This is a genomic window from Streptomyces pristinaespiralis (assembly GCF_001278075.1).
Taxonomy (GTDB): Bacteria; Actinomycetota; Actinomycetes; order Streptomycetales; family Streptomycetaceae; genus Streptomyces; species Streptomyces pristinaespiralis.
The window spans coordinates 7,492,502-7,514,718 of record NZ_CP011340.1 but is presented as its reverse complement, the minus strand read 5'-3'; the positions used below and the strand labels follow the sequence as shown (position 1 = coordinate 7,514,718).

Annotated in this window: 16 protein-coding genes and 1 pseudogene; 5 read left to right on the top strand and 12 right to left on the bottom strand. The window is 70.6% G+C overall.

The genetic code is table 11. The features are described 5' to 3' along the window. Nucleotides 1–165: 165 nt before the first annotated feature. Nucleotides 166–1,179 carry a sugar ABC transporter substrate-binding protein gene (locus tag SPRI_RS32325; RefSeq protein WP_005320699.1) on the bottom strand — a complete coding sequence of 338 codons (1,014 nt, stop codon included), beginning with the start codon at nt 1,177–1,179 and terminating at the stop codon, nt 166–168. Between the two features lie 272 nt (nt 1,180–1,451). Here SPRI_RS32325 and SPRI_RS32320 point away from each other — a divergent pair, with 272 nt between their 5' ends. Then, a complete protein-coding gene (locus SPRI_RS32320; RefSeq protein WP_005320697.1) occupies nt 1,452–2,414 on the top strand; it encodes a carbohydrate kinase family protein in 963 nt (320 codons plus the stop codon). 253 nt (nt 2,415–2,667) lie between these two features. Further along, nucleotides 2,668–5,226, top strand: a complete 2,559-nt coding sequence (locus SPRI_RS32315) for a glycoside hydrolase family 32 protein (RefSeq protein ID WP_037775387.1) — start codon at nt 2,668–2,670, stop codon at nt 5,224–5,226. Between the two features lie 138 nt (nt 5,227–5,364). Here SPRI_RS32315 and SPRI_RS32310 read toward each other — a convergent pair. From SPRI_RS32310 to rhaI, 11 genes and pseudogenes are all read right to left on the bottom strand, one after another. Beyond that, nucleotides 5,365–6,422: pseudogene (locus tag SPRI_RS32310) on the bottom strand (VWA domain-containing protein). An 80-nt stretch (nt 6,423–6,502) separates the two neighbouring features. Then, nucleotides 6,503–7,087, bottom strand: coding sequence for a GNAT family N-acetyltransferase (locus SPRI_RS39545; protein WP_005320693.1), 585 nt, complete (start codon nt 7,085–7,087; stop codon nt 6,503–6,505). An 85-nt stretch (nt 7,088–7,172) separates the two neighbouring features. Further along, nucleotides 7,173–8,348: an ATP-binding protein gene (locus SPRI_RS32300; protein ID WP_005320692.1), complete on the bottom strand. Its 1,176-nt coding sequence runs from the start codon at nt 8,346–8,348 to the stop codon at nt 7,173–7,175. 278 nt (nt 8,349–8,626) lie between these two features. Beyond that, the gene (locus tag SPRI_RS32295) at nt 8,627–9,121 is read right to left on the bottom strand and encodes a DUF5958 family protein (protein WP_158685212.1); all 495 of its coding nucleotides are present in this window, start codon (nt 9,119–9,121) and stop codon (nt 8,627–8,629) included. 42 nt (nt 9,122–9,163) lie between these two features. After that, nucleotides 9,164–9,793, bottom strand: coding sequence for a LutC/YkgG family protein (locus tag SPRI_RS32290; protein WP_005320690.1), 630 nt, complete (start codon nt 9,791–9,793; stop codon nt 9,164–9,166). Beyond that, complete coding sequence (locus SPRI_RS32285; protein ID WP_050791616.1) at nt 9,790–11,391, bottom strand: LutB/LldF family L-lactate oxidation iron-sulfur protein; 1,602 nt, start codon at nt 11,389–11,391, stop codon at nt 9,790–9,792. The genes SPRI_RS32290 and SPRI_RS32285 overlap by 4 nt, the downstream gene beginning before the upstream one ends. Continuing rightward, a complete protein-coding gene (locus SPRI_RS32280) occupies nt 11,388–12,155 on the bottom strand; it encodes a (Fe-S)-binding protein (RefSeq protein ID WP_005320688.1) in 768 nt (255 codons plus the stop codon). Before SPRI_RS32280 ends, SPRI_RS32285 begins: the two co-directional genes overlap by 4 nt. A 165-nt stretch (nt 12,156–12,320) precedes the next feature. Next, on the bottom strand, nt 12,321–13,103 hold the full coding sequence (locus SPRI_RS32275; protein WP_005320687.1) for a FadR/GntR family transcriptional regulator: 783 nt from the start codon (nt 13,101–13,103) through the stop codon (nt 12,321–12,323). Between the two features lie 133 nt (nt 13,104–13,236). Continuing rightward, nucleotides 13,237–14,736, bottom strand: a complete 1,500-nt coding sequence (locus tag SPRI_RS32270; RefSeq protein WP_037775385.1) for a rhamnulokinase — start codon at nt 14,734–14,736, stop codon at nt 13,237–13,239. Nucleotides 14,737–14,903: 167 nt separating this feature from the next. Further along, complete coding sequence (locus tag SPRI_RS32265) at nt 14,904–16,949, bottom strand: bifunctional rhamnulose-1-phosphate aldolase/short-chain dehydrogenase (RefSeq protein WP_005320683.1); 2,046 nt, start codon at nt 16,947–16,949, stop codon at nt 14,904–14,906. Between the two features lie 70 nt (nt 16,950–17,019). Beyond that, complete coding sequence (gene rhaI / locus SPRI_RS32260; protein ID WP_005320681.1) at nt 17,020–18,186, bottom strand: L-rhamnose isomerase; 1,167 nt, start codon at nt 18,184–18,186, stop codon at nt 17,020–17,022. Nucleotides 18,187–18,546: 360 nt separating this feature from the next. Here rhaI and SPRI_RS32255 point away from each other — a divergent pair, with 360 nt between their 5' ends. Genes SPRI_RS32255 through SPRI_RS32245 form a run of 3 tightly spaced genes read left to right on the top strand, consistent with a single transcriptional unit; the run spans nt 18,547 to nt 22,152 of the window. Continuing rightward, nucleotides 18,547–20,076 (top strand): sugar ABC transporter ATP-binding protein, encoded by a 1,530-nt coding sequence (locus tag SPRI_RS32255; RefSeq protein ID WP_005320679.1) that lies wholly within the window; start codon nt 18,547–18,549, stop codon nt 20,074–20,076. Then, nucleotides 20,073–21,128, top strand: a complete 1,056-nt coding sequence (locus SPRI_RS32250; protein WP_005320677.1) for an ABC transporter permease — start codon at nt 20,073–20,075, stop codon at nt 21,126–21,128. The genes SPRI_RS32255 and SPRI_RS32250 overlap by 4 nt, the downstream gene beginning before the upstream one ends. Beyond that, nucleotides 21,121–22,152: an ABC transporter permease gene (locus SPRI_RS32245; protein WP_005320674.1), complete on the top strand. Its 1,032-nt coding sequence runs from the start codon at nt 21,121–21,123 to the stop codon at nt 22,150–22,152. Before SPRI_RS32250 ends, SPRI_RS32245 begins: the two co-directional genes overlap by 8 nt. The last annotated feature ends 65 nt before the right edge of the window (nt 22,153–22,217 follow it).

Below are 22,217 nucleotides of genomic sequence, written 5' to 3'. Positions count from 1 at the left end.
GGTGATCGATGCCGGACGTGCGTGCCGGAACGGGTACGGGAGACGGGACGTGAGGGAGCTGCCGGCGCCGCGTGTCCCGCCGGTGGCGCGAGGTGGCCCGGGCCTTGGAGGCCGGGTCCGGGCCGTCCGGCCGCGACGCCGGAGGCGGCCGGACGGCTACGGGGCTCAGCCCCAGCAGTTCTCCAGGCCGTACGCGGTGTCCTCGGCGTCGACCCCCGTCTGCGCCCGGTCGGTGATCAGGGTGACGCCGGTGTCGGTGTAACCGGACGCCTTCTTGCCGTCCTCGGCGAAGTCCGCGACGGCCTTGACGCCGAGGGACGCCATCTTGAGCGGGTACTGCTGGGAGGTGGCGGCGATCTTGCCTTCCTTGACGGCCTTGGTGCCGGTGCAGCCCCCGTCGACGGAGACGACGAGCACCTTCTTCTCCAGGCCCTTGGCCTTCAGCGCCGTGTAGGCGCCCAGCGCGGCCGGTTCGTTGATCGTGTAGACGACGTTGATACCGGGCGCCTTCTGGAGGCAGTTCTCCATGGCGGTCTGGCCCTTGGCCTGGTCGCCGCCGGTGTCCTGGCTGCACACGATCGACGGGTCCGTCTCGGGAACGCCGAAGCCCTTGAGGAAGCCCTCGTGCCGCTGCACGCCGACGGCGACTCCGGGTGCGAGGTCGAGGGTGGCGATCTGCGCCTTCCTGCCGGCCATGGCCGCCTTCGCGTACTGACCGATGAGCTCGCCGGCCTTGACGTTGTCGGTGGCGTACAGGGCGTCGGTGGCGTCCTGGGGATCGGTCGGGCTGTCCAGCGCGATGACCAGTACGCCCTTGGCGCGGGCCTTCTCGAGCGCGGGCACGATCGCTTTGGAGTCGTTGGGGGTGATGAGGATGCCCTTCACACCGGAATTGACCATGTTCTCGATCGCGGTGACCTGGCCCGCGTTGTCCCCGTCGAACTTCCCGGCGGCGCTGACCAGTTCGAGGCCGCTCTCCTTCGCGGCCTGCTCGGCGCCCTCCTTCATCTTCACGAAGAAGGGGTTGGTGTCCGTCTTGGTGATCAGGCCGACCTTCACGCGGCCACCGTCGGAGCCGCCCTGTGCGCCGGAGCCGCAGGCCGCCAGCGCCAGGGTCGCGGCGGCGGTGCAGGCTGCGACCCTGACCGAGGTCGTAAGGACACGGTTGTTACGGGGCATGACTGACTCCTGCTGGATTCGGGCGGGGCGGCCGTGCTGTTCAACGGCTCTGCGACGCGAGGAGATTGCTGCTTCAGCGGTGTCATCGTTGACCTATGTCATCGTTGACACCGCATGCGGAGGATGATGGACTCCGGCTCCCGGCAACGTCAATGCCCTGACGCCGTCACAAATCCGCAACGCCGCGACGGCCGCCCGCTTCGACGGCGCCGCCCTCGGGCTCCCTCCGCGGCCCGTCGCCCCCGCGCCGCCCTACCCGGAGAGAAGCAGTCATGCGCCTGCCTCAGATCACCGTCCTCGGTGAATGCGTCGCCGACGCCTTCACCGTGCCCGCACCCGCACCGGGCGAGCTCGCCCTGCGGGTACTGCCGGGCGGCGGCCCGGCGAACACGGCCGTGGCACTCGCCCGGCTGGGCACCCCCGCCCGCTTGCTGGCCCGGCTGTCCGACGACGTGTTCGGCCGGCTCTTCCGTGCCCGCCTCGAGGCTTCGGGCGTCGACCTCTCCCGGGCCGTACGCGCCGGGGAGCCGAGCACCTTGGCCGTCGCCGAGCTCGACGCGGCGGGCCAGGCCGCGTACTCCTTCCACGCGCGGGGCACCGCGGACTGGCAGTGGACGGCGGACGAACTGTCCACGGCGGACATCGCGTCCACCGCCTGCCTGCACTCCGGTTCGCTGGCCCTCGTAAGCGAACCCGGCGGCCGGGTCGTGGAGGAGTTCCTGGCCCGCGCCTCGGCCACCGCCACGATCTCCCTCGACCCCAATGTCCGGCCGCTCCTCGTGGCGCCCGAGGTCTACCGCGAGCGCCTGCCGCGCTGGTGCGCGCTCGCCGACATCCTGCGCGTGAGCGAGGACGACCTGGCGCTGCTGCTGCCCGGACACACGGTCGAACGCGCCTGCGACGCCTGGCACTCCGCGGGCGTCCGGCTCGTCGTCGTCACCCTCGGAGGGCGCGGTGCGACCGCCTCCCTGGACGGCGAGCGGGTCACGGTCCCCGCGCCGCCGATCGCCGTCGTCGACACCGTCGGGGCCGGTGACTCCTTCACCGCGGGACTTCTCCACCATCTGGGGGGCATGGGGGTGCTCGGCGGCCGGCTGACGGATCTGCGCATCGACGACGTCGCGGATGCGTGTGCGTTCGCGGCCAGGGTCGCGGCGCTCACCTGCTCGGTCAGCGGGCCGAATCCGCCGTGGCAGCGCGAGTTGCGGCAGCCGGCGGCCTCGGTCGGGCCGTAGGGCCGCGGTCCGTTCCCGTCCCGGCGGCTCTGCCGTAACCATTGACGGACCGCCCCGGGCGCGCCCATCATCACTGCCCAGCGGATGTCATCGCTGACATATGTCATCGATGACATCCGCTGCCCGGGCCGCCCCACCGCCCGGCACCGCTGTTCCGGGCACTCCCACCGCCCGGCACCGCGATCCCCCTTCGGCGTCATGCCCCCGCGGCGGACGCGGACTTGCCGCCGCCGCCCACAGTGCAGGAGAGACCATGAGCCCAGGCCCCGTGTACCGACGTGCCCGGCTGCGCCTTGTCGCCGCGGCAGCCGCGACATGCGCGCTCGCCGTCACCGCCGTAGTCCCCCGGGCGGCGGCGACCGGCACAGCGCCCCACAGCGAGACCTACCGGCCCCAGTTCCACTTCTCACCGGAGAAGAACTGGATGAACGACCCCAACGGGCTGGTGTACTTCAAGGGCGAGTACCACCTCTTCTACCAGTACAACCCGAGCGGAAACACCTGGGGCAACATGTCCTGGGGCCATGCGGTCAGCAAGGACCTCGTGCACTGGGAGGAGCTGCCGCTCGCCATCCCGCACGACGACGAGGAGATGGTCTTCTCCGGCAGCGCGGTCGTCGACCACGAGAACACCAGCGGCTTCGGGACCAAGGACAACCCCGCGATGGTGGCCGTCTACACCAGCGCCTACAAGAAGGACGGCAGGCAGGCCCAGTCGCTGGCGTACAGCACCGACCGCGGCCGCACCTGGACCAAGTACGCGGGCAACCCGGTTCTCGACATCGGCTCGAAGGAGTTCCGCGACCCGAAGGTGCAGTGGTACGCGCCGACGAAGAGCTGGCTGATGACGGTGTCCCTGTCCACCGAGCACAAGGTCCGCTTCTACTCCTCGAAGGACCTCAAGAACTGGACGCACCTGAGCGACTTCGGCCCGGCCGGCGCCGTCGGCGGCGTATGGGAGTGCCCCGACCTGTTCCCGCTGCCCGTCGACGGCGACAGCGGCCGCACCAAATGGGTCCTGGTCGTGAACATCAACCCCGGCGGCATCGCGGGTGGTTCGGCCGCCCAGTACTTCGTCGGCGACTTCGACGGCACCCGCTTCACCCCGGACGACGACGGCTCGTACACGCCTCCGCCCGGCCTGGTCGTCCAGGACTTCGAGGCGGGCGACTACGGAAACTGGACGACCACCGGCACTGCCTTCGGCGCCGGACCGGTCCCCGCGCCGGCGCCCGGCTCTTCGGGCACGAGCGGCGTCGAGGGCCGGGGGTTCGCCGACAGTTTCCACGGCGACGACGCCGAGACCGGCACGCTCACCTCGCGGCCCTTCACCGTGGACCGCGAGTACCTCAACTTCAAGGTGGCCGGCGGCCGTCACCCGCACGTCCCCGGCTCCGTCCTCGGTGACGCACCGGCGCCGGAGGGTACCGTCCTCGCCGACTTCGAGCAGGACGGCTACGGATCCTGGACCACCACCGGCACCGCCTTCGGTGACGGCCCCGCCGCGGGAACGCTCCCCGGCCAGCAGCAGGTGTCCGGGCACACCGGCGACCGGCTGGTGAACAGCTTCCGAGGCGGCGACTCGACCACGGGAACCCTCACCTCGCCCGAGTTCACCCTCACGGCGAAGTACGTCAACTTCCTCATCGGCGGCGGCCGGCACCCCTCCGGAGCGGAAGCGCCCACCGCCGTACGCCTCGTCGTCGACGGCCGGACCGTACGCAGCGCCACCGGCGCCGACTCGGAAGCGCTCAACTGGGCGTCCTGGGACGTCGGCGACCTCGCCGGACGCAAGGCGCGCATCGAGGTCGTCGACGAGAACACCGGCGGGTGGGGTCACATCCTGCTCGATCAGGTCATGCTCTCCGACACCCCGGCACGGCCGCGTTCGACCGAGACGGCGGTCAATCTCCTCGTCGACGGCAAGGTCGTCCAGAGCGTGTCCGGCGCGGACAGCGGAAGCCTGGACTGGGCGTCCTTCGACCTCCGCGCCCACCAGGGCAAGCAGGCCACCGTCCAGCTCGTCGACATGAACAAGGGCGGCTGGGGCCACATCATGGCCGACCACTTCGTCGCCGCGGACGAACCCGCGACCTCCAGCGTCCAGCGCGCCCACTGGGTCGACCACGGCAAGGACTACTACGCGGCCGTCTCCTGGGAGGACGCGCCCGACGGCAAGCGCCGCATGATCGGCTGGATGAACAACTGGCAGTACGGCAACAACATCCCCACCTCCCCCTGGCGCAGCGCGCAGAGCATCCCGCGAGAGATGGCGCTGCGCACCGTGGACGGCCGGATCCGCCTGACGCAGCAGCCGGTGACCTCCGTGCAGTCGCTCCGCACCGGGCAGGCGGTCGGTGTCCGCGACCTCACGGTCACCGACGGCTCCATGCCCCTGGCCGGGGGACGGGCCGACGGAAAGGCGCTCGATGTGCAGGCCACGTTCACCCTCGGTGACGCCGAGCGGTTCGGGCTCAAGGTCCGCACCGGCGAAGGGCAGGAGACGATCATCGGCTACGACGCGAAGACCCAGGAGCTGTACGTCGACCGCACGAAGTCCGGCGCGGTGGACTTCCACCATGACTTCCCCGGCGTCCAGCGCGCGCCGCTGGCGGCGAAGGACGGCAAGGTCAGCCTCCGGATCCTGGTCGACTGGTCGTCGGTGGAGGTGTTCGGCGGCGACGGCCAGGCCGTGATCACCGACCAGATCTTCCCCGACCCGGACAGCGAGGGCCTCCAGGTGTTCGCGGAAGGCGGCTCCGTCGGCGTGGACAAGATCAAGGTCTGGCAGTTGCGGTCCTACCGCGACTGACCCGCTCACCCCCGGTGAAGCGGGCGGGGCGCCGCCCCCGCCCGCTTCGCGCCGTGCCGGCCGCGGCCACGCCCTGCGGCCTCCCGCCGCTCGGCGGAGAATTCGCGGAGCCGTCCCGGCCCGCCTCTTCTCCGGAATTCAGAGCATGATGAGCAGACGCGTCTTCGGCTTGAGCTTTCGGTTCACCGAACGACTCTGCACGTACACCTCCAGCTTGGGATTGTTCCCCGCCTTCACGGAGACGGTGCCCTGAATACCCGTGCCGAACAGAAGGCTGCGTGCCGCGTCGCCCGTATAAGCGCGATCGGTGTCCTTCTCGACCACGATGACTTCCTTGTTGGGCTGCACCTGGGCCCGGGCTCCCAACTGGTAGTAACAAGAACCGCGTTCGTACGTCACGCCCGGGTGCGAATCGACGAAGGGCCGGATCTCCATCTCCTTGTCGACCTTCAGGAGCCGGTATTTGTCGGCCGCGATCGGTTCGAGGTTCGCCCGCACCTCGTCGATCGATATGTCCTGGCCGACGGCGAACAGATTCTTCGTGCCGCGCACTCCCTGCTCACGGCCCCGCAGGAAGCTGGTGGCGGCAGCGCGCACGGTGCCGATCGCCTCCTCGACGCCTTCCTTGGAATCCGCGTCCCAGATGGCGATGTTGCCGGCCGGGAACCCGTAATCTGGGCGGTGCGCTTGGCCAGGGAGTTCGGGACGAGGATCGCGGAGGTCCAGTGGCCCGGAAGGCTGCCCATCTTCGCCGCGATCCTGTCGAGCCAGGGGCCGAGGACGGCCATGTCGCCGTCGTGCCGCCGGTCGCCACCGGAGGCGTTCTCCTCGCCGTCCGTCACCACGATCTGGAGGAAGCTGTGCTCGCCGTATTCCTCCCAGATATGACCCAGGTCGTCCAGGGACTTCAGAGAAGCCTCGATAAGGGCCGTAGCGCCGTTGTTCACCTTGTACAGGCCCCGCATGGACGGCAGATGCTTCACATCCATGTCCCAGACCAGATTCTCCACCCTGTGGTCGAAGGAATAGAGGCTGATCCGGGTCTCATGACCGAGGCTGTCCGACTCGGCCTTCAGGCCCGCCACGAACTCGTCAACGACGCGAATGAGCTGACTCTGGTGCTGATACATGGAACCTGAACAGTCCACTACCAGCGCGACGTGATTCACCTTGTGCTGGATCCTGTTGGCGGACATGTTTCTGCTCCTTCTGCGAGGCTCCCCGAGTAGTGCTTGAACTCTATGGGCAGGCACTGACAACGGGCTTTGACGCACGATCACCTGTCCGCGGTCGGCGTGTGCTCGTTCCAGGGAGACGTCTGCCGACGGGGTCGGAAGCCGGCGACGGCCGCGTCGAAGAGGCCCGGCTTGCCCTTGCCGTCGGGACGGCAGCCTTGTCCGCGATCCTCGAGAGAACGCCCTCCACCCCGACGTCCTGGCTCCCCAGAGTCGTGAACGCCAGGAAACGCCTTCGCGGCCGTCCGGACCATCACCGACTGCTGAGGGAACCGCGCGTGGACGGACTGACCCGCCCGCGACCACCGCGGTGCCGTGCCTTTTCCGCGGGAGGACGGGAGCAGTCCGAGGCCGATGTGCGCGGACCGGTTGTGGTTGTCGATGCCCCACAGCGTCGCGGTGCCGACCAGCGTGCCGCCTTCGCGCTCCACCACGGAGAACGGGACGTGCCCCTGCTCCTTGTCGTCCCCCACGAGCCGCGGATCCTTCGAGCCGGGCGTGATCGGCCGCCACGGTCCGCCTTCGGCCCGCGAGTAATTGACCACGTCGTCGTAGAGCTCGGCCCGCAGGACGGGGATGTCGTCCTCGTGCCGGGCCCTGAGCCCGATCTTGTTGCCCGTCAGCATGCAGGCTTCTTGTCCGACCGGGCCGAGCGGCAGCAAACAAATAGGCGGTCGCCTCGGTGGGAGGCCCACCGGGAGGCACCGAAGATCAGCGGCCACCGCCGGCCCGCCTCCGGCCGATGACGGCCGCGGCCTGCTCCGGATGCCGCTCCAGCCATATCCCAAGGTGTTCCCGGACCGCTTCCTCGACACCGAAGCGCGCTTCGGTGTTGTCCAGCTCGGCGCACGTGGCGCCACGGAACCCGGGCTGGTCCAGCTTCACGGACACGACCGCCGTGAGTCCCTTGCCGATGCGGTCGGCGCCGAGGTCGGCGTCCGCCGACGTGAGCAGTCGTCGCTGCCGCGCGTACGCGTTGACCGCGGCTGCCACCCCGTCGCGGAAACCCTCCGCGTGCGTGCCGCCTTCGGGTGTCGGCCGGCTGTTGGCGTAGGTGCGGACCCGTTCCTCGTCGGAGTCGCGCCACTGGAGGGCCACCTCCACCGCCCCCGCCATCCGCGGGTCCTCCCGCTCGAAGCCGATGACGTCCGTTTGGACGAGGGCCCCGGTACCGCGCCCTTCCCCGAGGAGGAGGACGAAGTCGCGTGTCCCGCCGGGCGAGTGGAACCGTTCCGACCGGCATTCGCCCGCAGAGCGCTCGTCGGAAAGCGAGATGTCCAGGCCCCTGTTGAGGAAGGCCAGCTCCCTGAAGCGTTCCGCCAGCACGTCGAACGAGCACTCCACTGTCTCGAAGATGCCGGCGTCGGGCCGGAAGGCGAGGGTGATCCCGCTTCCCACCGCCGGTCCCGCCGCGGTGGGCGGGCCGACCGCGACACCGCTGGCGTACACCTGGACCCAGCGGACCCCGTCGCGCCGCACCTCCGCCGTCAGGCTGCTCGCCAGGGCGTTGGGGACGCCCAGCCCCAGTCCGTTACCGAGAGGGCTCACGGCTATGGCTCGGCGGCCGCCCGCATCCTGCTGGGCATGAATACGCGTCAGCATGTCTTCGAGGCAGGGCCCGACAGCTTCTCCGACGGCTTCGGCGGGGACGCCCGGCCCGTCGTCGGTGACACGGACCTCGCCGTCAGGCATGAGAGCCACGGCGACGGAGCCGGCGCGACCGGCCACGTTCTCGTTCACCGCCCGGCCGACCACCTCGAAGACCATCTGGTGCAGGCCGCGTTCACCGGTCGAACCGACCCACATCCCAGGCCGTTTCCGAACGACCTCCAACCCTTCGAGCACCTCGATGTGGGTGGCGTCGTACATGTGGGCGGCGTCGCTCATGAAGTCCCCCTGCGGTGGGTGTCCAGCGAAGCCCCCAGCCTAGGCGGACGACCAGAAAACACCAGGTCAGCGCCCGTTCGTCGAGGGTGTGGGCGGCCGGGTGAGTGGCTGTCGGGAGTCGGCCCGCCCGGGACCCCTGCCCGGCGGCCCGAGGGCGGCGGAAGGCCTGTGGAGACCGTTTGCGCCCCCTCTCACCGATGGTTCCGAGCCCTCGATTTCACCGAGTCGACGCCGGCGTCGCCCCGCCCGTTCAGCTTGAGGCAGACGTCAGGGCTCGGTCACTCCTGCCGCTGCGGCCCCTCGGCTGCGGGAACCAGGTTGTGCCATGCATGTCGGCAAGTGCCTTTGCCGTACGTCTGCCTGCGGCGGGCGTCGGCGACGGAGAACACCGGGACGAGGACACGGAACGCTTTGACGTGTTCGTCGGAGGGGAGGGCTGCGAACCCGTAGCGGGGTGGGTCCATGCAGATCATCACCGAGGGGTTGGCCGTGGGCTTCACCCCGGACCGGGCAACTCCCCCGTGGCCGTCCGCCGTCGTGATGTGCGCTTGCATCGCATAGCCGGCGACTTCCTGCAGCACCGCCGCCCGGCCTGCCGGGGGGAGGGCGGTGAACCAGGCGGTCCCGTCGTCCAGCGTGCGGAGCTGTTGCGCGACCTCGTTGACGACCCGTTCGGTGTCGCGCCTGATGGCTCGCCCGTCTTCACCGCTTGTCCCGGTCATCTCTCGATCGTTCCACACCCCCGTTTCGCGGCGAGATCCGACGGCAGTCATCACCTCCGAACCTGCCCGACACCAATGGTCCGGTGGACAGGCCTAGACGTCCGTCCTGATCACCACGTCGAGCATGCGCGGCCCGTGCACCCCCTCCACGCGCTCCAGTTCGATGTCGGAGGTCGCGGACGGGCCGCTGATCAGGGTCGTGGGCCGGGCCGGCACCAGGCGGGCCAGGGCGTCCGGGACGCCGACCTCGACGGCGGACAGGTCGACCACGCAGACATGCAGGTCGGGCACGAGGGACAGGGCCCGTCTGCCCTGGTCGGCCGAGCCGTCCAGGAAGATGGTGCCGGTCTCGGCGCACGCCACCGCCGAGGCAGTCACCACGCCGTCCAGCGCGTCCAGGCGGGGTGCCGGGATGTCGGCAGAGTCCACCTGGACCGTGCCGTCGAAGGCGGCGAGCCACGACCGGTCGAGCCCCGCCGGTACGCCGACGGTGCGGGCGCCGCGCTCGCGCAGCACGCGCGCGAGGGTCTCGGCGGTGCCGGCCGCGGTGCACGGGTGGACCTGAGCCTTGTAGTCCACCAGCCGGTCGGTGAACAGCGCGAGGCGCTCCCGGTCGGGCAGGGTGGTGCCGGTGCGGTAGGCCCTCGGCACCGTGACGGGCGGCTTCGGGGCGAGCGTCAGGGCGTCCCGGACGCGGCCGAGAACCGTCTCTCGTGCGCTCATCGCTGCTCCTCGGTCGAGTCGTGCCCGGTCAACGGGTCCTGTTCTGCGCGGTCCTGCGCCGGGCGGGGTCGGGCCGCGTGGTTCTCCGCGTCTTCCGCCTCCGCGCGCAGCGCGTTCGCGCCCTCGGCGGAGGCCAGCCATGCGCGGAAGGTCTCCTTGGGGGGCGCCGGGGTGTCCCGGCTGTCGCTCCAGCCGCTGAACGGCGGAGGCAGACGCGAGATCTTCCCGTCCCGTCCGGCGGCGATCCGGCCGAGGCGGGCGGCCTTCTGTGCGGAGGTGTAGAGGCCCGGCCGGGCCATCACGCCGGCGGCGGCCTTCATGGCGATCTTCTCCGCCGTCCTGCCCGACTGCTCGGTGTGCTGATGGCGCAGCTCCACGAGGAGCGACGGGATGTCGATCTTCACCGGGCAGGCGTCGAAGCACGCACCGCAGAGGCTGGAGGCGTACGGCAGGGAGGAGTTGGGGTCATTCTTCGCCTCGTGCATGCCGGCCAGCTGCGGGGTGAGCACGGCCCCGATCGGGCCGGGGTACGTCGACCCGTACGCGTGCCCGCCGGCCCGCTCGTACACGGGGCAGACGTTCAGACAGGCCGAGCAGCGGATGCAGTTGAGCGCCTCGCGGCCGACGGCGTCGGCGAGTGCGGCGGTGCGGCCGTTGTCGAGGAGCACCAGGTGGAAGTCCTGCGGGCCGTCCCCGGGCGTGACGCCCGTCCACAGCGAGGTGTACGGGTTCATGCGCTCGCCGGTGGAGGAGCGCGGCAGGAGCTGGAAGAAGACCTCCAGGTCCTGGTGGCGCGGCAGTACCTTCTCGATGCCCATGACGGTGATCAGGGTGTCCGGCAGGGTGAGGCACATCCGGCCGTTGCCCTCGGACTCGACGACGGAGAGGGTGCCGGTCTCCGCGATGCCGAAGTTCGCCCCGGAGACGGCGACCTTGGTGGTCATGAACTTCTCGCGCAGGTAGGCCCGTGCCGCCGCCGCGAGATGAGCCGGTACGGAGTCGAGCTTCGGATCGACCCCGGGGATCTCCTTGAGGAAGATGTCGCGGATCTCGTCCCGGTTGCGGTGGATGGCCGGCACCAGGATGTGCGACGGCTTGTCGTCCGCGAGCTGCACGATCAGCTCGGCGAGGTCGGTCTCGTGGGCGGTGATGCCGTGCTCGGCCAGGTGCTCGTTGAGGCCGATCTCCTGTGTGGCCATCGACTTGACCTTGATGACCTCCTCGCTGCCGGTGGCGGCGATCAGGCGGGTCACGATCGCGTTGGCCTCGGCCGCGTCCCGCGCCCAGTGGACCGTGCCGCCCGCCTCCGTGACCTTCTCCTCCAACTGCTCGAGCAGTTCGGGGAGTCGGTTCATCGTGTCGGTCTTGATCGCGGAGCCCGCGTCCCGCAGCTGCTCCCAGTCGTCGAGCTCCGCCGTGACGGCGATCCGCTTGGCGCGGATGGTGTGGGTGGCCTTGCGCAGGTTCCCGCGCAGCTGCTCGTTGCGCAGTTCGCCGTGCGCGGCCTTCGGGAACGTCTGCTCCCCGCGCAGGTTTCCCTCGCCGTACGGCGCGCGGGGCGGCGTGGCGGGCATGCCGAGAAAGGTGCTGCGACTCATCGTGCGACCTCCGTCAGGGGGTACGGCGAGGTACGGGTGGCGGCGAGGATCTGGGCGAGGTGCAGGGTCGTGGTCCCGGCCTTGATGCGGGAGAGCCCGCCCCCGATGTGCATGAGGCACGAGGAGTCGCCCGCCGTGCAGACGGCCGCGCCCGTGCCGGTCACCGCCGCCACTTTGTCGCCGAGCATCGCGGTCGAGGTCTCGGCGTTCTTCACGGCGAACGTGCCGCCGAAGCCGCAGCACGCGTCCGCCTCGGGCAGTTCCACCAGGTCGATGCCGTCGACGGCGCGCAGCAGCCGCAGCGGCTTGTCGCCGACGCGCAGCATGCGCAGGGAGTGGCAGGTGGGGTGGTAGGTGACCCGGTGCGGGAAGTAGGCGCCGACGTCCACGACATCGAGCACGTCGACCAGCAGCTCGGACAGCTCGTACGTCTTGGCCTTGACGCCGGCGACACCGGACCGCAGCGCCGCGTCCCCGTAGCGCTCGGCGATGATCTCGTGCTGGTGCCGTACGGAACCGGCACACGAGCCCGAGGGCATGACCACGGCCTCGATGGAGCTGTCGCCGAACTGCTCCGTGAAGTTCCGCACGAGCGGGACCGGCTCCCGCTGATAGCCCGTGTTCACGTGCATCTGCCCGCAGCAGGTCTGCCCCGGCGGGAAGACCAGCTCATGGCCGAGCCGGGTGAGCAGCAGCGCGGTGGCTTTCACCGCGTCGGGGAAGAGTGTGTCTCCGAGGCAGGTGGCGAAGAGTCCGATTCGCACGGGAGGGCCTCCACGATCTCGTATGGTCCGACCATACTAACGACAATCCACAAATTGGTCTTTGGCAGTGGACCGTTTCGGTCCCGTGCGTGGTGTGCGTCGGGCGCGCTCCGGGCCGGCGGATCGGCGCGGCTTGCTGCTCCGCCTCCGGCCCCCGGTCCGCGTCTACGTATCCGCGTCGGCGTCCGTGTCCGTGTCGGCGTCCGCGTCCGTGTCCGTGTCCGTGTCCGTGTCCTGCACGAGCTTGCCGTGGAAGCCGCGGATGTGGCGCTCGGCGAGGTCGGCCGCTCGGGCGCCCTCTCCCGCGCGGACCAGGCGCAGCAGTTCGGTGTGCTCGGCGTTGAGAGCGGCCGCGGTCGCCGGCCAGGTCCCGTCCGCCTCCTCCGCCTCCAGGATCAGCGTGCGCACGGACTCGCGGACCGCGGACGTCAGCGTGGAGATCAGCTGGTTGCCGGAGCTGCGGGCGATCTGGATGTGGAAGCGCGTGTCCAGTTCGTTGAACTCCGCGACGCCGATGTCGTCCCGCTGCATCCGGTCGAGGATCTCCGCCGCCTCGGCGAGCGGTTCCTCGGGCGCCGAGCGCGCCGCCGCCTCGAAGCTCGACCGCTCGAGCACGACCCGGGCCTCGAGCACGTCCTGGAGGTCGTAGCTCCCGAGTGCCAGATGCAGTCGCAGCAGCCGGCCGAGGGCGTCGTCGGGATTGCGGACGATGCGTGCCCCGGAGTCGGGGCCCCGCCCCACCTGCGCGGCCAGTACACCGATCGTCTCCATCACGCGCAGGGCCTCGCGCAGCGCGGACCTGCTCACTCCCAGGACAGGCGCGAGCTCGCGCTCGGGCGGCAAACGGTCGCCCGCCTTCAACTCGCCGGACAGCAGCCGTTCCTCGATGCTCTCGAGGACGAGCTCATGTGTCCTTGACTGCCGCACGGGACGCCATTCGGCTGCCATCGCCCCACCTTCCGGACCTGCTTGTCGTTGAGTCCGAGCGTATGTCACGGCTCCGTTATGGTCCGACCATGAAAGAGGCGAAGGCCATAGGCGGTGAACAGGCACCGGCGCAGGCCGAAGCCGGCACCGAGCATCAGACGTTCCCCTCGGCGGGGGCGAGCCGGGCGGCAGCCGCGTCCCAGGCGGACGTGTCGCCGCTCGGGGTGTAGCGCCTGAGCTGCTGGGTGGAGGCGATGAGCCGGCGCATGGCGCCCAGGTCCGACACCAGTCCGGCCGCTCTGGCCTGAACGAGGATGTTGCCGAGGGCGGTGGCTTCCGTGGGACCGGCGATGACGGGGAGTCCGGTGGCGTCGGCGGTGAACCGGCAGAGCAGTTCGTTGCGCGAGCCTCCACCGACGAGGTGGATGTGCGTGATGTCGCGACCGGCGAGTTCGGCCGCCCGGCGCAGTGTGCGGCGGTGGGCCAGGGCCAGGCTCTCCAGGATGCAGCGGACCACGGCGCCTCGGCCGTCCGGGACCGGCTGGCCGGTGCGGCGGCAGTGGTCCCGGATCCGTTCCGGCATGTCGCCCGGGGCGAGGAACTCGGGGTCGTCCGGGTCGATGACCGCGCCGAACGGCTCGGCGCGGGCCGCATCGGCGAGCAGCGCGGGAAGGTCCGCGGACGGGCCTTGCCTTTCCCAGGTCCGGCGGCACTCCTCCAGCAGCCACATGCCCATGATGTTGCGGAGGTAGCGGACGGTGCCGTCCACGCCCAGCTCGTTGGTGAAGTTCGCGGCCCGGGAGGCTTCGGTGAGGACCGGGGCCTCCAGCTCGAGGCCCGCCAGGGACCAGGTGCCGCACGAGATGTAGGCGAAGTTCGGCTCGGTGGCCGGAACGGCGGCGACGGCGGAGGCGGTGTCGTGCGAGGCGACGGTGACCACGGGTGTCCGCGCGTCGAGGCCGGTAGCGGCGGCGACGTGCGCAAGGAGGGTGCCGGCCGGGTCACCGGGGCGGCGGAGCGGGGGCAGCAGAGCGGGGTCGATGGACAGCCGGTCGAGGAGTTCCCTGGACCAGGTGCCGGTGCGGGCGTCGAAGAGGCCGGTGGTGGAGGCGTTGGTCGCCTCCGCTCCGACGGATCCGGTCAGCAGGTGGATCAGCAGGTCCGGGATCAGCAGCAGGGTGCGGGCAGCCTGCAACTGGGCGCTGTCCGCGGCGGCGGCGAGCTGGAAGACGGTGTTGAACGGCAGGTGCTGCAGTCCGGTGGTCCGGTACAGCTCCTCGGGTCCGACCCGCGGCCACACACGTTCGGCGGCGCGGTCGGTGCGGTCGTCCCGGTAGTGGTAGGGAGGGCCGAGGAGGACGCCGTCGGCGTCGAGGAGACCGTAGTCCACCGCCCAGCTGTCCACCCCGACGGAGATCACACCGCCGGCGCGGGCGGCTTCCCGCAGGCCGTCGAGGGTGCCCTGGAAGAGGGCGAGGACGTTCCAGTGCAGCCCGTCGGGCAGGACGACGGGGGTGTTGGGGAACCGGTGGGCCTCGGTCAGATCGAGGGAGTCGGGCCCGACTCGGCCGAGGATCACCCTGCCGCTGGTGGCCCCGAGGTCGACCGCGGCGAATGCGGAGGGAGAGCCCGAGGAGGCCGGGGTGCTGGTCACGTGGTGGTACCTCCGCTGTGCGCGGCGACGAGTGGGGAACAGGACGGGCACGCCATCGCGGGCCGGCGGCGCCGACGGGACGGAGCCCCGTACGGCATCGGACCACCGGCCCGTGGTGCGCCCTGATGCCGCCGCGTCGGGCGCACCGGCATCAGGGCTGCTTCGGATCAGCGCAGGAAGGCCGCGGCGACGCCCGCGTCCACCGGGATGTGCAGCCCGGTGGTGTGGGACAGGTCGCCGCCGGTGAGGGCGAAGACCGCGTTCGCCACGTGCTCGGGCAGCACCTCACGCTTGAGGAGCGTGCGCTGGGCGTAGAACTCGCCGAGCTTGTCCTCCTCCACGCCGTACACGGCGGCCCGCTGGGCGCCCCAGCCGTGGGCGAAGATGCCCGAGCCGCGGACGACTCCGTCTGGGTTGACGCCGTTGACGCGGATGCCGTGCTCGCCGAGCTCGGCCGCCAGCAGCCGGACCTGGTGCGCCTGGTCGGCCTTGGTCGCGCCGTAGGCGATGTTGTTGGGGCCCGCGAAGACGCCGTTCTTGGAGGCGATGTAGATGATGTCGCCGCCGAGCTTCTGCGCGATCATCACGCGGGCGGCCTCGCGGGAGACCAGGAAGGAGCCGCGGGCCATGATGTCGTGCTGGAGGTCCCAGTCCTTGGCCGTGGTCTCCAGCAGCGGCTTGGAGATGGAGATGCCCGCGTTGTTGACGACCAGGTCGACCCCGCCGAAGGCGAGCACGGCCTCGCGGAAGGCGTGGGCGATCTGCTCCTCGCTGGTGACGTCCACGGTCACGGCGACGGCCCTGTCCGGTCCGCCCAGTTCCTCGGCGACGGTCGCCGCGGCCGTGCCGTCGAGGTCGGCGACCACGACGCAGGCGCCGTCGGCGACCAGCCGGCCGGCGACGGCCCTGCCGATGCCGGAGCCGGCGCCGGTGACCAGCGCGACCCTGGTGGCCAGCGGCTTGGGCGCCGGCATCCGCCGGAGCTTGGCCTCCTCCAGGTCCCAGTACTCGATGCGGAACTTCTCCGACTCCTCGATGGGGCTGTAGGAGGAGACGGCCTCTGCGCCGCGCATCACGTTGATCGCGTTGACGTAGAACTCGCCGGCGACGCGTGCGGTCTGCTTGTCCTTGCCGAAGGAGAACATGCCGACGCCCGGCACCAGGACGATCGCGGGGTCGGCGCCGCGCATGGCCGGCGAGCCGGCGACGGCGTGCCGCTCGTAGTAGGCCCGGTACTCGGCGCGGTATTCGGTGTGCAGCTCCGCGAGGCGGGCGACCGCCTGCTCGAGCGGCGCGTCGGCGGGCAGGTCCAGGACCAGCGGGCGGACCTTGGTGCGCAGGAAGTGGTCGGGGCAGGACGTGCCGAGGGCCGCGAGGCGCGGGTGTTCGGCGCGGGAGAGGAAGTCCAGCACCACCTCGGAGTCCGTGAAGTGACCGACCTGCGGGAAGTCGGCGGACGCGACGGCGCGGACGTGCGGGGCGAGAGCAGCGGCGCGGGCCCGCCGTTCGTCGTCGGGCAGCGGCTCGTGGCCCTCGGTGACCGGACCGAACGGTTCGGGGCGGCCCTTCTCCGCGAGGAACGCCTCGGCGGTGCGGATGATGTGGAGCGAGTTGGCCTCGCACTCCTCGGACGTGCCGCCCCAGGCGGTGACACCGTGGCCGCCGAGGACGCAGCCGATGGCCTGCGGGTTGGCCTCCTTGATCGCGGCGATGTCCAGGCCGAGCTGGAACCCGGGGCGCCGCCACGGCACCCACACGACCTTGTCACCGAAGCATTCGGCGGTCAGCTTCTCGCCGTCGGCCGCACAGGCCAGTGCGATACCGGAGTCGGGGTGCAGGTGGTCCACATGGGCGGCGTCGACCAGGCCGTGCATGGCCGTGTCGATGGAGGGCGCGGCGCCGCCCTTGCCGTGCAGGCAGTAGTCGAACGCGGCGACCATCTCGTCCTCGCGCTCGACACCCGGATAGACGGCCTTCAGGGCGCGCAGCCGGTCGAGGCGCAGCGCGGCCAGTCCTTCGGCCTTCAGCGTGCCCAGGTCGCCGCCGGAGCCCTTCACCCACAGCAGTTCCGTCTCGCCGCCGGTGACGGGATCGGTGGTGGTGCCCTTGGCGGACGTGTTCCCGCCCGCGTAGTTGGTGTTGCGCGGGTCGGAGCCGAGCCGGTGCGACCGCGCCAGGAGCCCGGCGACTTCAGGGTGGATGGCGGAGGCCATGATGCTTCTTTCCTTCGGGATGGGTGACGAGGGAGGTTGCTCGAGGACGCGGACGGGGTCGGAGCGGCGGCTACGCGCCCCAGCCGGCCTGCTCGCCGCCCACGCGCTCCGCGGCGATCCGCTCCTGCCAGCCGTCGGCGCGGTAGGCGGCGACCGGGTCGGGGTTCAGGCCCTTCTCCTCACGGACCTCGGCCAGCAAGGGCCGAACATCGGTGTTGTAGGCGTCCATCAGGACGGCGTTGGCCGCCAGGACGTCGCCCTCGGCCTGCGCGGCGGCCAGCGCTTCGGCGTCGACCAGCAGGGCCTTGGCGGTGGCTTCCTGGACGTTCATCACCGAGCGGATGATCGCCGGGATCTTCGCCTCGACGTTGTGGCACTGGTCGAGCATGAAGGCCACGCCGGTGGCCGGGTCCAGGCCGCCGTTCTTGATGACCTCGTGCAGGATCCGGAAGATCTGGAAGGGGTCGGCGGCGCCGACCATCAGGTCGTCGTCGGCGTAGAAGCGGGAGTTGAAGTCGAAGCCCCCCAGCTTCCCCTCGCGCAGCAGCACGGCCACGATGAACTCGATGTTGGTGCCGGGCGCGTGGTGGCCGGTGTCCACGACGACCTGTGCCTTCTCGCCGAGCTTCAGGCAGTGGGCGTAGGCGGTGCCCCAGTCGGGGACGTCGGTGGTGTAGAAGGCGGGCTCGAAGAACTTGTACTCCAGGAGCATCCGCTGGTCCTCGCCCAGGCGCTCGTAGACGGCCCGGAGCGCCTCGGCGAGGCGGTCCTGGCGGGCCGCGACGTCGTCCTGGCCCGGATAGTTGGTGCCGTCGGCGAACCAGAGCTTGAGGTCGCGGGAGCCGGTGGCGTCCATGATGTCGACGCACTCCAGCAGGTGGGCCACCGCCTTGCGGCGCACGGCGGCGTCCGGGTGGCAGACGCTGCCGAGCTTGTAGTCGTCGTCCTGGAAGGTGTTGGAGTTGATCGCGCCCAGTTCCAGGCCGCGGTCCTTCGCGTGCACGGCCAGCGCCGCGTAGTCGTCCACCTTGTCCCAGGGGATGTGCAACGACACCCGGGGCGTGATGCCGGTGAACTCGTGCACCTTCGCCGCGTCGTCCAGCTTCTCGCGCGGGGTGCGCGGCACGCCGGGCTGCGCGAACACCTTGAAACGCGTTCCGGAGTTGCCGTAACCCCAGGAAGGCGTCTCGACGCGCTGGCCGGCGAGTGCGGCTTTCACGGCAGTGATGTCAGGCATGTCCACCTCTAGATACGCAAGTTGCCCCGTCGCGGGAGCCCAAGGACCCGATCATGTGAATCGATTCAGGATGTCGCCGAAGCTAGTACTTGACGCAGTTGCCGTCAAGGACCCCTGCCGAGCCCGGCGAAGCCGATGCCGCCCCGTGGTCACACAGGACCCCAGGACGCTCCCGGGCTTATCAATGCGCAGTTCACAGCCGTCTCCCGCCACCTCGACCGCTCCGTGTCGGAGAGTTCGGGCGACCGCGTGGGGCTCAACCTCTTGACTGCCCGGACACGCTGGAGCTAGCTTCCGGGCAACCCCATTGAAACATTTCACAGCGGGGTGTCCGCTCGGCACACGTACTGGAGAGAACTCATGACTCATCCCGAACCGGAGACCACTCCGGTGCTCGCCCTGGAGGGAGTGAGTAAAGCCTTCGGCGCCGTCCGGGCCCTGCGCGACGTGTCCCTGCGACTGTACGCGGGCGAGGCCCACGCCCTGGCGGGCGAGAACGGTGCGGGCAAGTCCACGTTGATCAAGACTCTCGCAGGCGTGCACCGTCCGGACACCGGTACGGTCCTCCTCGACGGCAAGCCGGTGGACTTCCACAGCCCGGCGGACGCCCGGGACGCGGGGATCGCGGTGATCTACCAGGAGCCGACGCTCTTCCCCGACCTGTCGGTCGCCGAGAACATCTTCATCGGCCGGCAGCCCCGCCGTTCGCTGGGCAGGGTGGACCACCGTGCGGTCAGGAAGGCGGCGGCCGACCTCTTCGCGCGCCTCGGTGTCGCCCTCGACCCCGACCAGCCGGCCCGCGGCCTGTCCATCGCCGACCAGCAGCTGGTGGAGATCGCCAAGGCCCTCTCCTTCGACGCGCGTGTCCTGATCATGGACGAGCCGACGGCGGCTCTCACCGGCAGCGAGGTCGCCCGGCTGTTCGGCGTCGTCAGGACGCTCCGCGAGCAGGGCTCGGCGGTGCTGTTCATCTCGCACCGCCTGGAGGAGATCTTCGAGCTGTGCCAGCGGGTCACCACGCTGCGGGACGGCGCCTGGATCGCCAGTGAGCCGCTCTCCGACCTCGACGAGGACGGTCTGGTGCGCCGCATGGTCGGCCGCGATCTGGAGGAGCTCTATCCCAAGCAGGTGACCGAGATCGGCGAGGTCGCCCTCAGCGTGCGCCGGCTGACGCGCGAAGGCGTGTTCACCGACGTGTCCTTCGACGTACGCCGCGGCGAGATCGTCGGCCTGGCCGGCCTCGTCGGGGCGGGCCGCAGCGAAGTGGCCCGGGCCGTCTTCGGCGTCGACAGGTTCGACGCCGGCGAGATCGAGGTGCTCGGCCGCGCACTTCCTCCGGGGGCCCCGAGTCTGGCCATGGCCGCCGGGATCGCCCTGGTGCCGGAGGACCGCCGGGCACAGGGCCTGGTGATGGACATGTCCATCGAGAGGAACATCGGCCTCACCGGCTTCGCGGCGACGTCCCGGGCCGGGCTGATGAGCCGGCGCTCCGAGCGCAGCCGGGCCGTGGACTGGGCGACCAGGCTCCAGGTGAAGTACGCACGCCTGGCCGACGTCGTCGGGACACTCTCGGGCGGCAACCAGCAGAAGGTCGTCCTGGCCAAATGGCTCGCCACGGCTCCCCAGGTGCTGATCGTCGACGAGCCGACACGCGGTATCGACGTCGGGACGAAGGCCGAGGTGCACCGCCTGCTGTCCTCGCTCGCAGCCGATGGCGTGGCCGTGCTGATGATCTCGTCCGATCTGCCGGAGATCCTCGGCATGGCGGACCGGGTCCTGGTGATGCACGAGGGCCGGCTGACCGCGGAGATCCCCCGGTCCCAGGCGACCGAGGAGACCGTGATGGCCGCCGCGACGGGCCGCACCGACCGAGAGAGGAAGGCGGCATGACCATGACGGTCGAGCCGGTGCGACAGGAGGTCGCGCCCGAGTCCGTCGCCGCACGGCGGCTCGTGGACAAGATGTTCAAGGCACGCGAGCTGGCGGTCGTCGCCGTGCTGGTGCTCATGCTGGGCGCCACGCAGCTGTCCAACGGCGAGTTCCTGTCGCAGCAGGGCATCAAGGACCTGATGCTCAACGCGACCATCCTGGTGCTGGTCGCGGTCGGCCAGGCGATGGTGGTGATCACCCGCAACGTCGACCTGTCGGTCGGCTCGGTGCTGGGCATCTCCGCCTTCGCCGCGGGCCTCTATCTCCAGGACGGCGGCCACCCGCTCCTCGCGGTCCTGCTGGCCGTGGGCCTCGGCGCGCTCTTCGGCGTGCTCAACGGGGCGCTGGTGAGTCTGGGCAAGGTGCCGGCGCTGGTGGTGACCCTGGGCACCCTCTACATCATCCGCGGCATCGACTCGATCTGGGTCGGTTCCCGCCAGATCACCGCGAGCGATCTGCCCGACGCCTTCGTGGACTTCGGCCACGACGGTATCTCGGTGGTGCCCTACCTCGCGCTGCTCAGCCTGGCCGTCCTGGTCGTCGTGGCCTACTTCCTCCGCGGCTACCGCAGCGGACGGGACATGTACGCCCTCGGGTCGAACCCGGAGGCCGCGCGGCTCGCCGGCGTCCCGGTCCGGACCCGCATCATGACCGCCTACGTGGTCTGCGGCGCCCTCGCCGGACTCGCCGGCGCCCTGTACCTCGCCCGGTTCGGCAACGTCGACTCCAACACGGGCAACGGGTACGAGCTCATCGTGGTCAGCGCCGTCGTCGTCGGCGGCGTCGCCTTCACCGGCGGATCCGGCTCGGTCTACGGCGCCGCGCTGGGCGCCCTGCTGCTGACGTCCATCAACAGTGTGCTCCCGGCCCTGGGCGTGAGTTCGGTATGGGTCACCGCCATCAACGGCTTCCTGCTCCTGCTGGCCATCGCCGTCGACCGGATCCTGGCGCTGCGGGTGGCCGGCGCCCTGCGCAAGAAGGCCGCACAGACGAGGAGTGCCCGCCATGCCTGACAACACCGCCAAGTCCCCCGTCCTCTCCCGCCTCGGCGGGGCGGTGCGCTGGGACAGTTCGGTCGGCGTGCTGCTGGTCGTCCTGCTGATCTGTTCGTTCTCCTTCGTCGAGAACTTCGGCAACGCGCTGAACGTGTCCTTCCTCATCGGCAACACCCTGCCCATCGCCCTGATCGCGCTGCCGATGGCGATGCTCGTGGTGTCCGGAGAGGTGGACCTCTCCGTGGCCTCCACCGCCGGCCTGTCCAGCGCGGTGATGGGCGCCCTGTGGAACGCGGGCATGGCGATCGAGACGATCATCCCGTTGTGTCTCCTACTCGGAGTGGTGTGCGGTCTGATCAACGGACTCCTCGTCACCCGGCTCGGCCTGCCGTCGCTGGCCGTCACCATCGGCACGCTCGCCGCGTACCGGGGCATCGCGCAGATCGTTCTCGGTTCCGACTCGGTGACCGACTTCCCGGCGCAGTACCTCGACTTCGGAGCGGGGCGGTTCGGGGACACCTTCCTCCCGTACGCCGTCGTCCCCTTCGTCGTGCTGCTGGCGATCGCCGTCGTCCTCCTGCACGCCACGCCCGTCGGACGCTCCCTGTTCGCGATCGGCGCTTCCGAAGAGGCGGCCCGCTTCGCCGGCGTCCGGGTCAAGCGGCTCAAGCTGGCCATGTTCGTGTCCACGGGCGCGATCGCCGCTCTCACCGGAGTCTTCTGGACCCTGCACTACGCCAGTGCCCGCTACGACAACGCCACCGGGCTCGAACTGTCCGTGATCGCCGCCGTGCTGCTCGGTGGTATCGACTTCGACGGCGGCAAGGGCACGATCGGCGGCGCCATCGCCGGAGTGTTCCTGCTCGGCACGCTGCAGAACGTCATGAGCCTGCTCAACGTCTCCGCCCAGTCCCAGATCGTGGCCACCGGGGTCCTGCTGGTGATCTCCGTGCTCGCTCCCCGGATCGGCCGCCAGGTCGCCCAGGCCCGGGCTCGCAGGAGAACCGCCGCGTCCCCACCGCTGACGGCCCCGTCCTCGTAGCTCCTTGCCGCACCCCGGCTCCGGCCGGCCCCGCCCCGCTCTCCCTCCCGCACAGGTAAAGGAAC

Excerpts from the sequence above, each read along its gene's own strand:
- rhaI (WP_005320681.1), bottom strand. The coding sequence starts at position 18,186 with ATGCCTGACATCACTGCCGTGAAAGCCGCACTCGCCGGCCAGCGCGTC.
- SPRI_RS32245 (WP_005320674.1), top strand. The coding sequence starts at position 21,121 with ATGCCTGACAACACCGCCAAGTCCCCCGTCCTCTCCCGCCTCGGCGGG.
- SPRI_RS32315 (WP_037775387.1), top strand. The coding sequence starts at position 2,668 with ATGAGCCCAGGCCCCGTGTACCGACGTGCCCGGCTGCGCCTTGTCGCC.
- SPRI_RS32325 (WP_005320699.1), bottom strand. The coding sequence starts at position 1,179 with ATGCCCCGTAACAACCGTGTCCTTACGACCTCGGTCAGGGTCGCAGCC.
- SPRI_RS32320 (WP_005320697.1), top strand. The coding sequence starts at position 1,452 with ATGCGCCTGCCTCAGATCACCGTCCTCGGTGAATGCGTCGCCGACGCC.
- SPRI_RS32285 (WP_050791616.1), bottom strand. The coding sequence starts at position 11,391 with ATGAGTCGCAGCACCTTTCTCGGCATGCCCGCCACGCCGCCCCGCGCG.
- SPRI_RS32290 (WP_005320690.1), bottom strand. The coding sequence starts at position 9,793 with ATGAGCGCACGAGAGACGGTTCTCGGCCGCGTCCGGGACGCCCTGACG.
- SPRI_RS32295 (WP_158685212.1), bottom strand. The coding sequence starts at position 9,121 with ATGACTGCCGTCGGATCTCGCCGCGAAACGGGGGTGTGGAACGATCGA.
- SPRI_RS32265 (WP_005320683.1), bottom strand. The coding sequence starts at position 16,949 with ATGGCCTCCGCCATCCACCCTGAAGTCGCCGGGCTCCTGGCGCGGTCG.
- SPRI_RS39545 (WP_005320693.1), bottom strand. The coding sequence starts at position 7,087 with ATGCTGACGGGCAACAAGATCGGGCTCAGGGCCCGGCACGAGGACGAC.
- SPRI_RS32300 (WP_005320692.1), bottom strand. The coding sequence starts at position 8,348 with ATGAGCGACGCCGCCCACATGTACGACGCCACCCACATCGAGGTGCTC.
- SPRI_RS32255 (WP_005320679.1), top strand. The coding sequence starts at position 18,547 with ATGACTCATCCCGAACCGGAGACCACTCCGGTGCTCGCCCTGGAGGGA.
- SPRI_RS32250 (WP_005320677.1), top strand. The coding sequence starts at position 20,073 with ATGACCATGACGGTCGAGCCGGTGCGACAGGAGGTCGCGCCCGAGTCC.
- SPRI_RS32275 (WP_005320687.1), bottom strand. The coding sequence starts at position 13,103 with ATGGCAGCCGAATGGCGTCCCGTGCGGCAGTCAAGGACACATGAGCTC.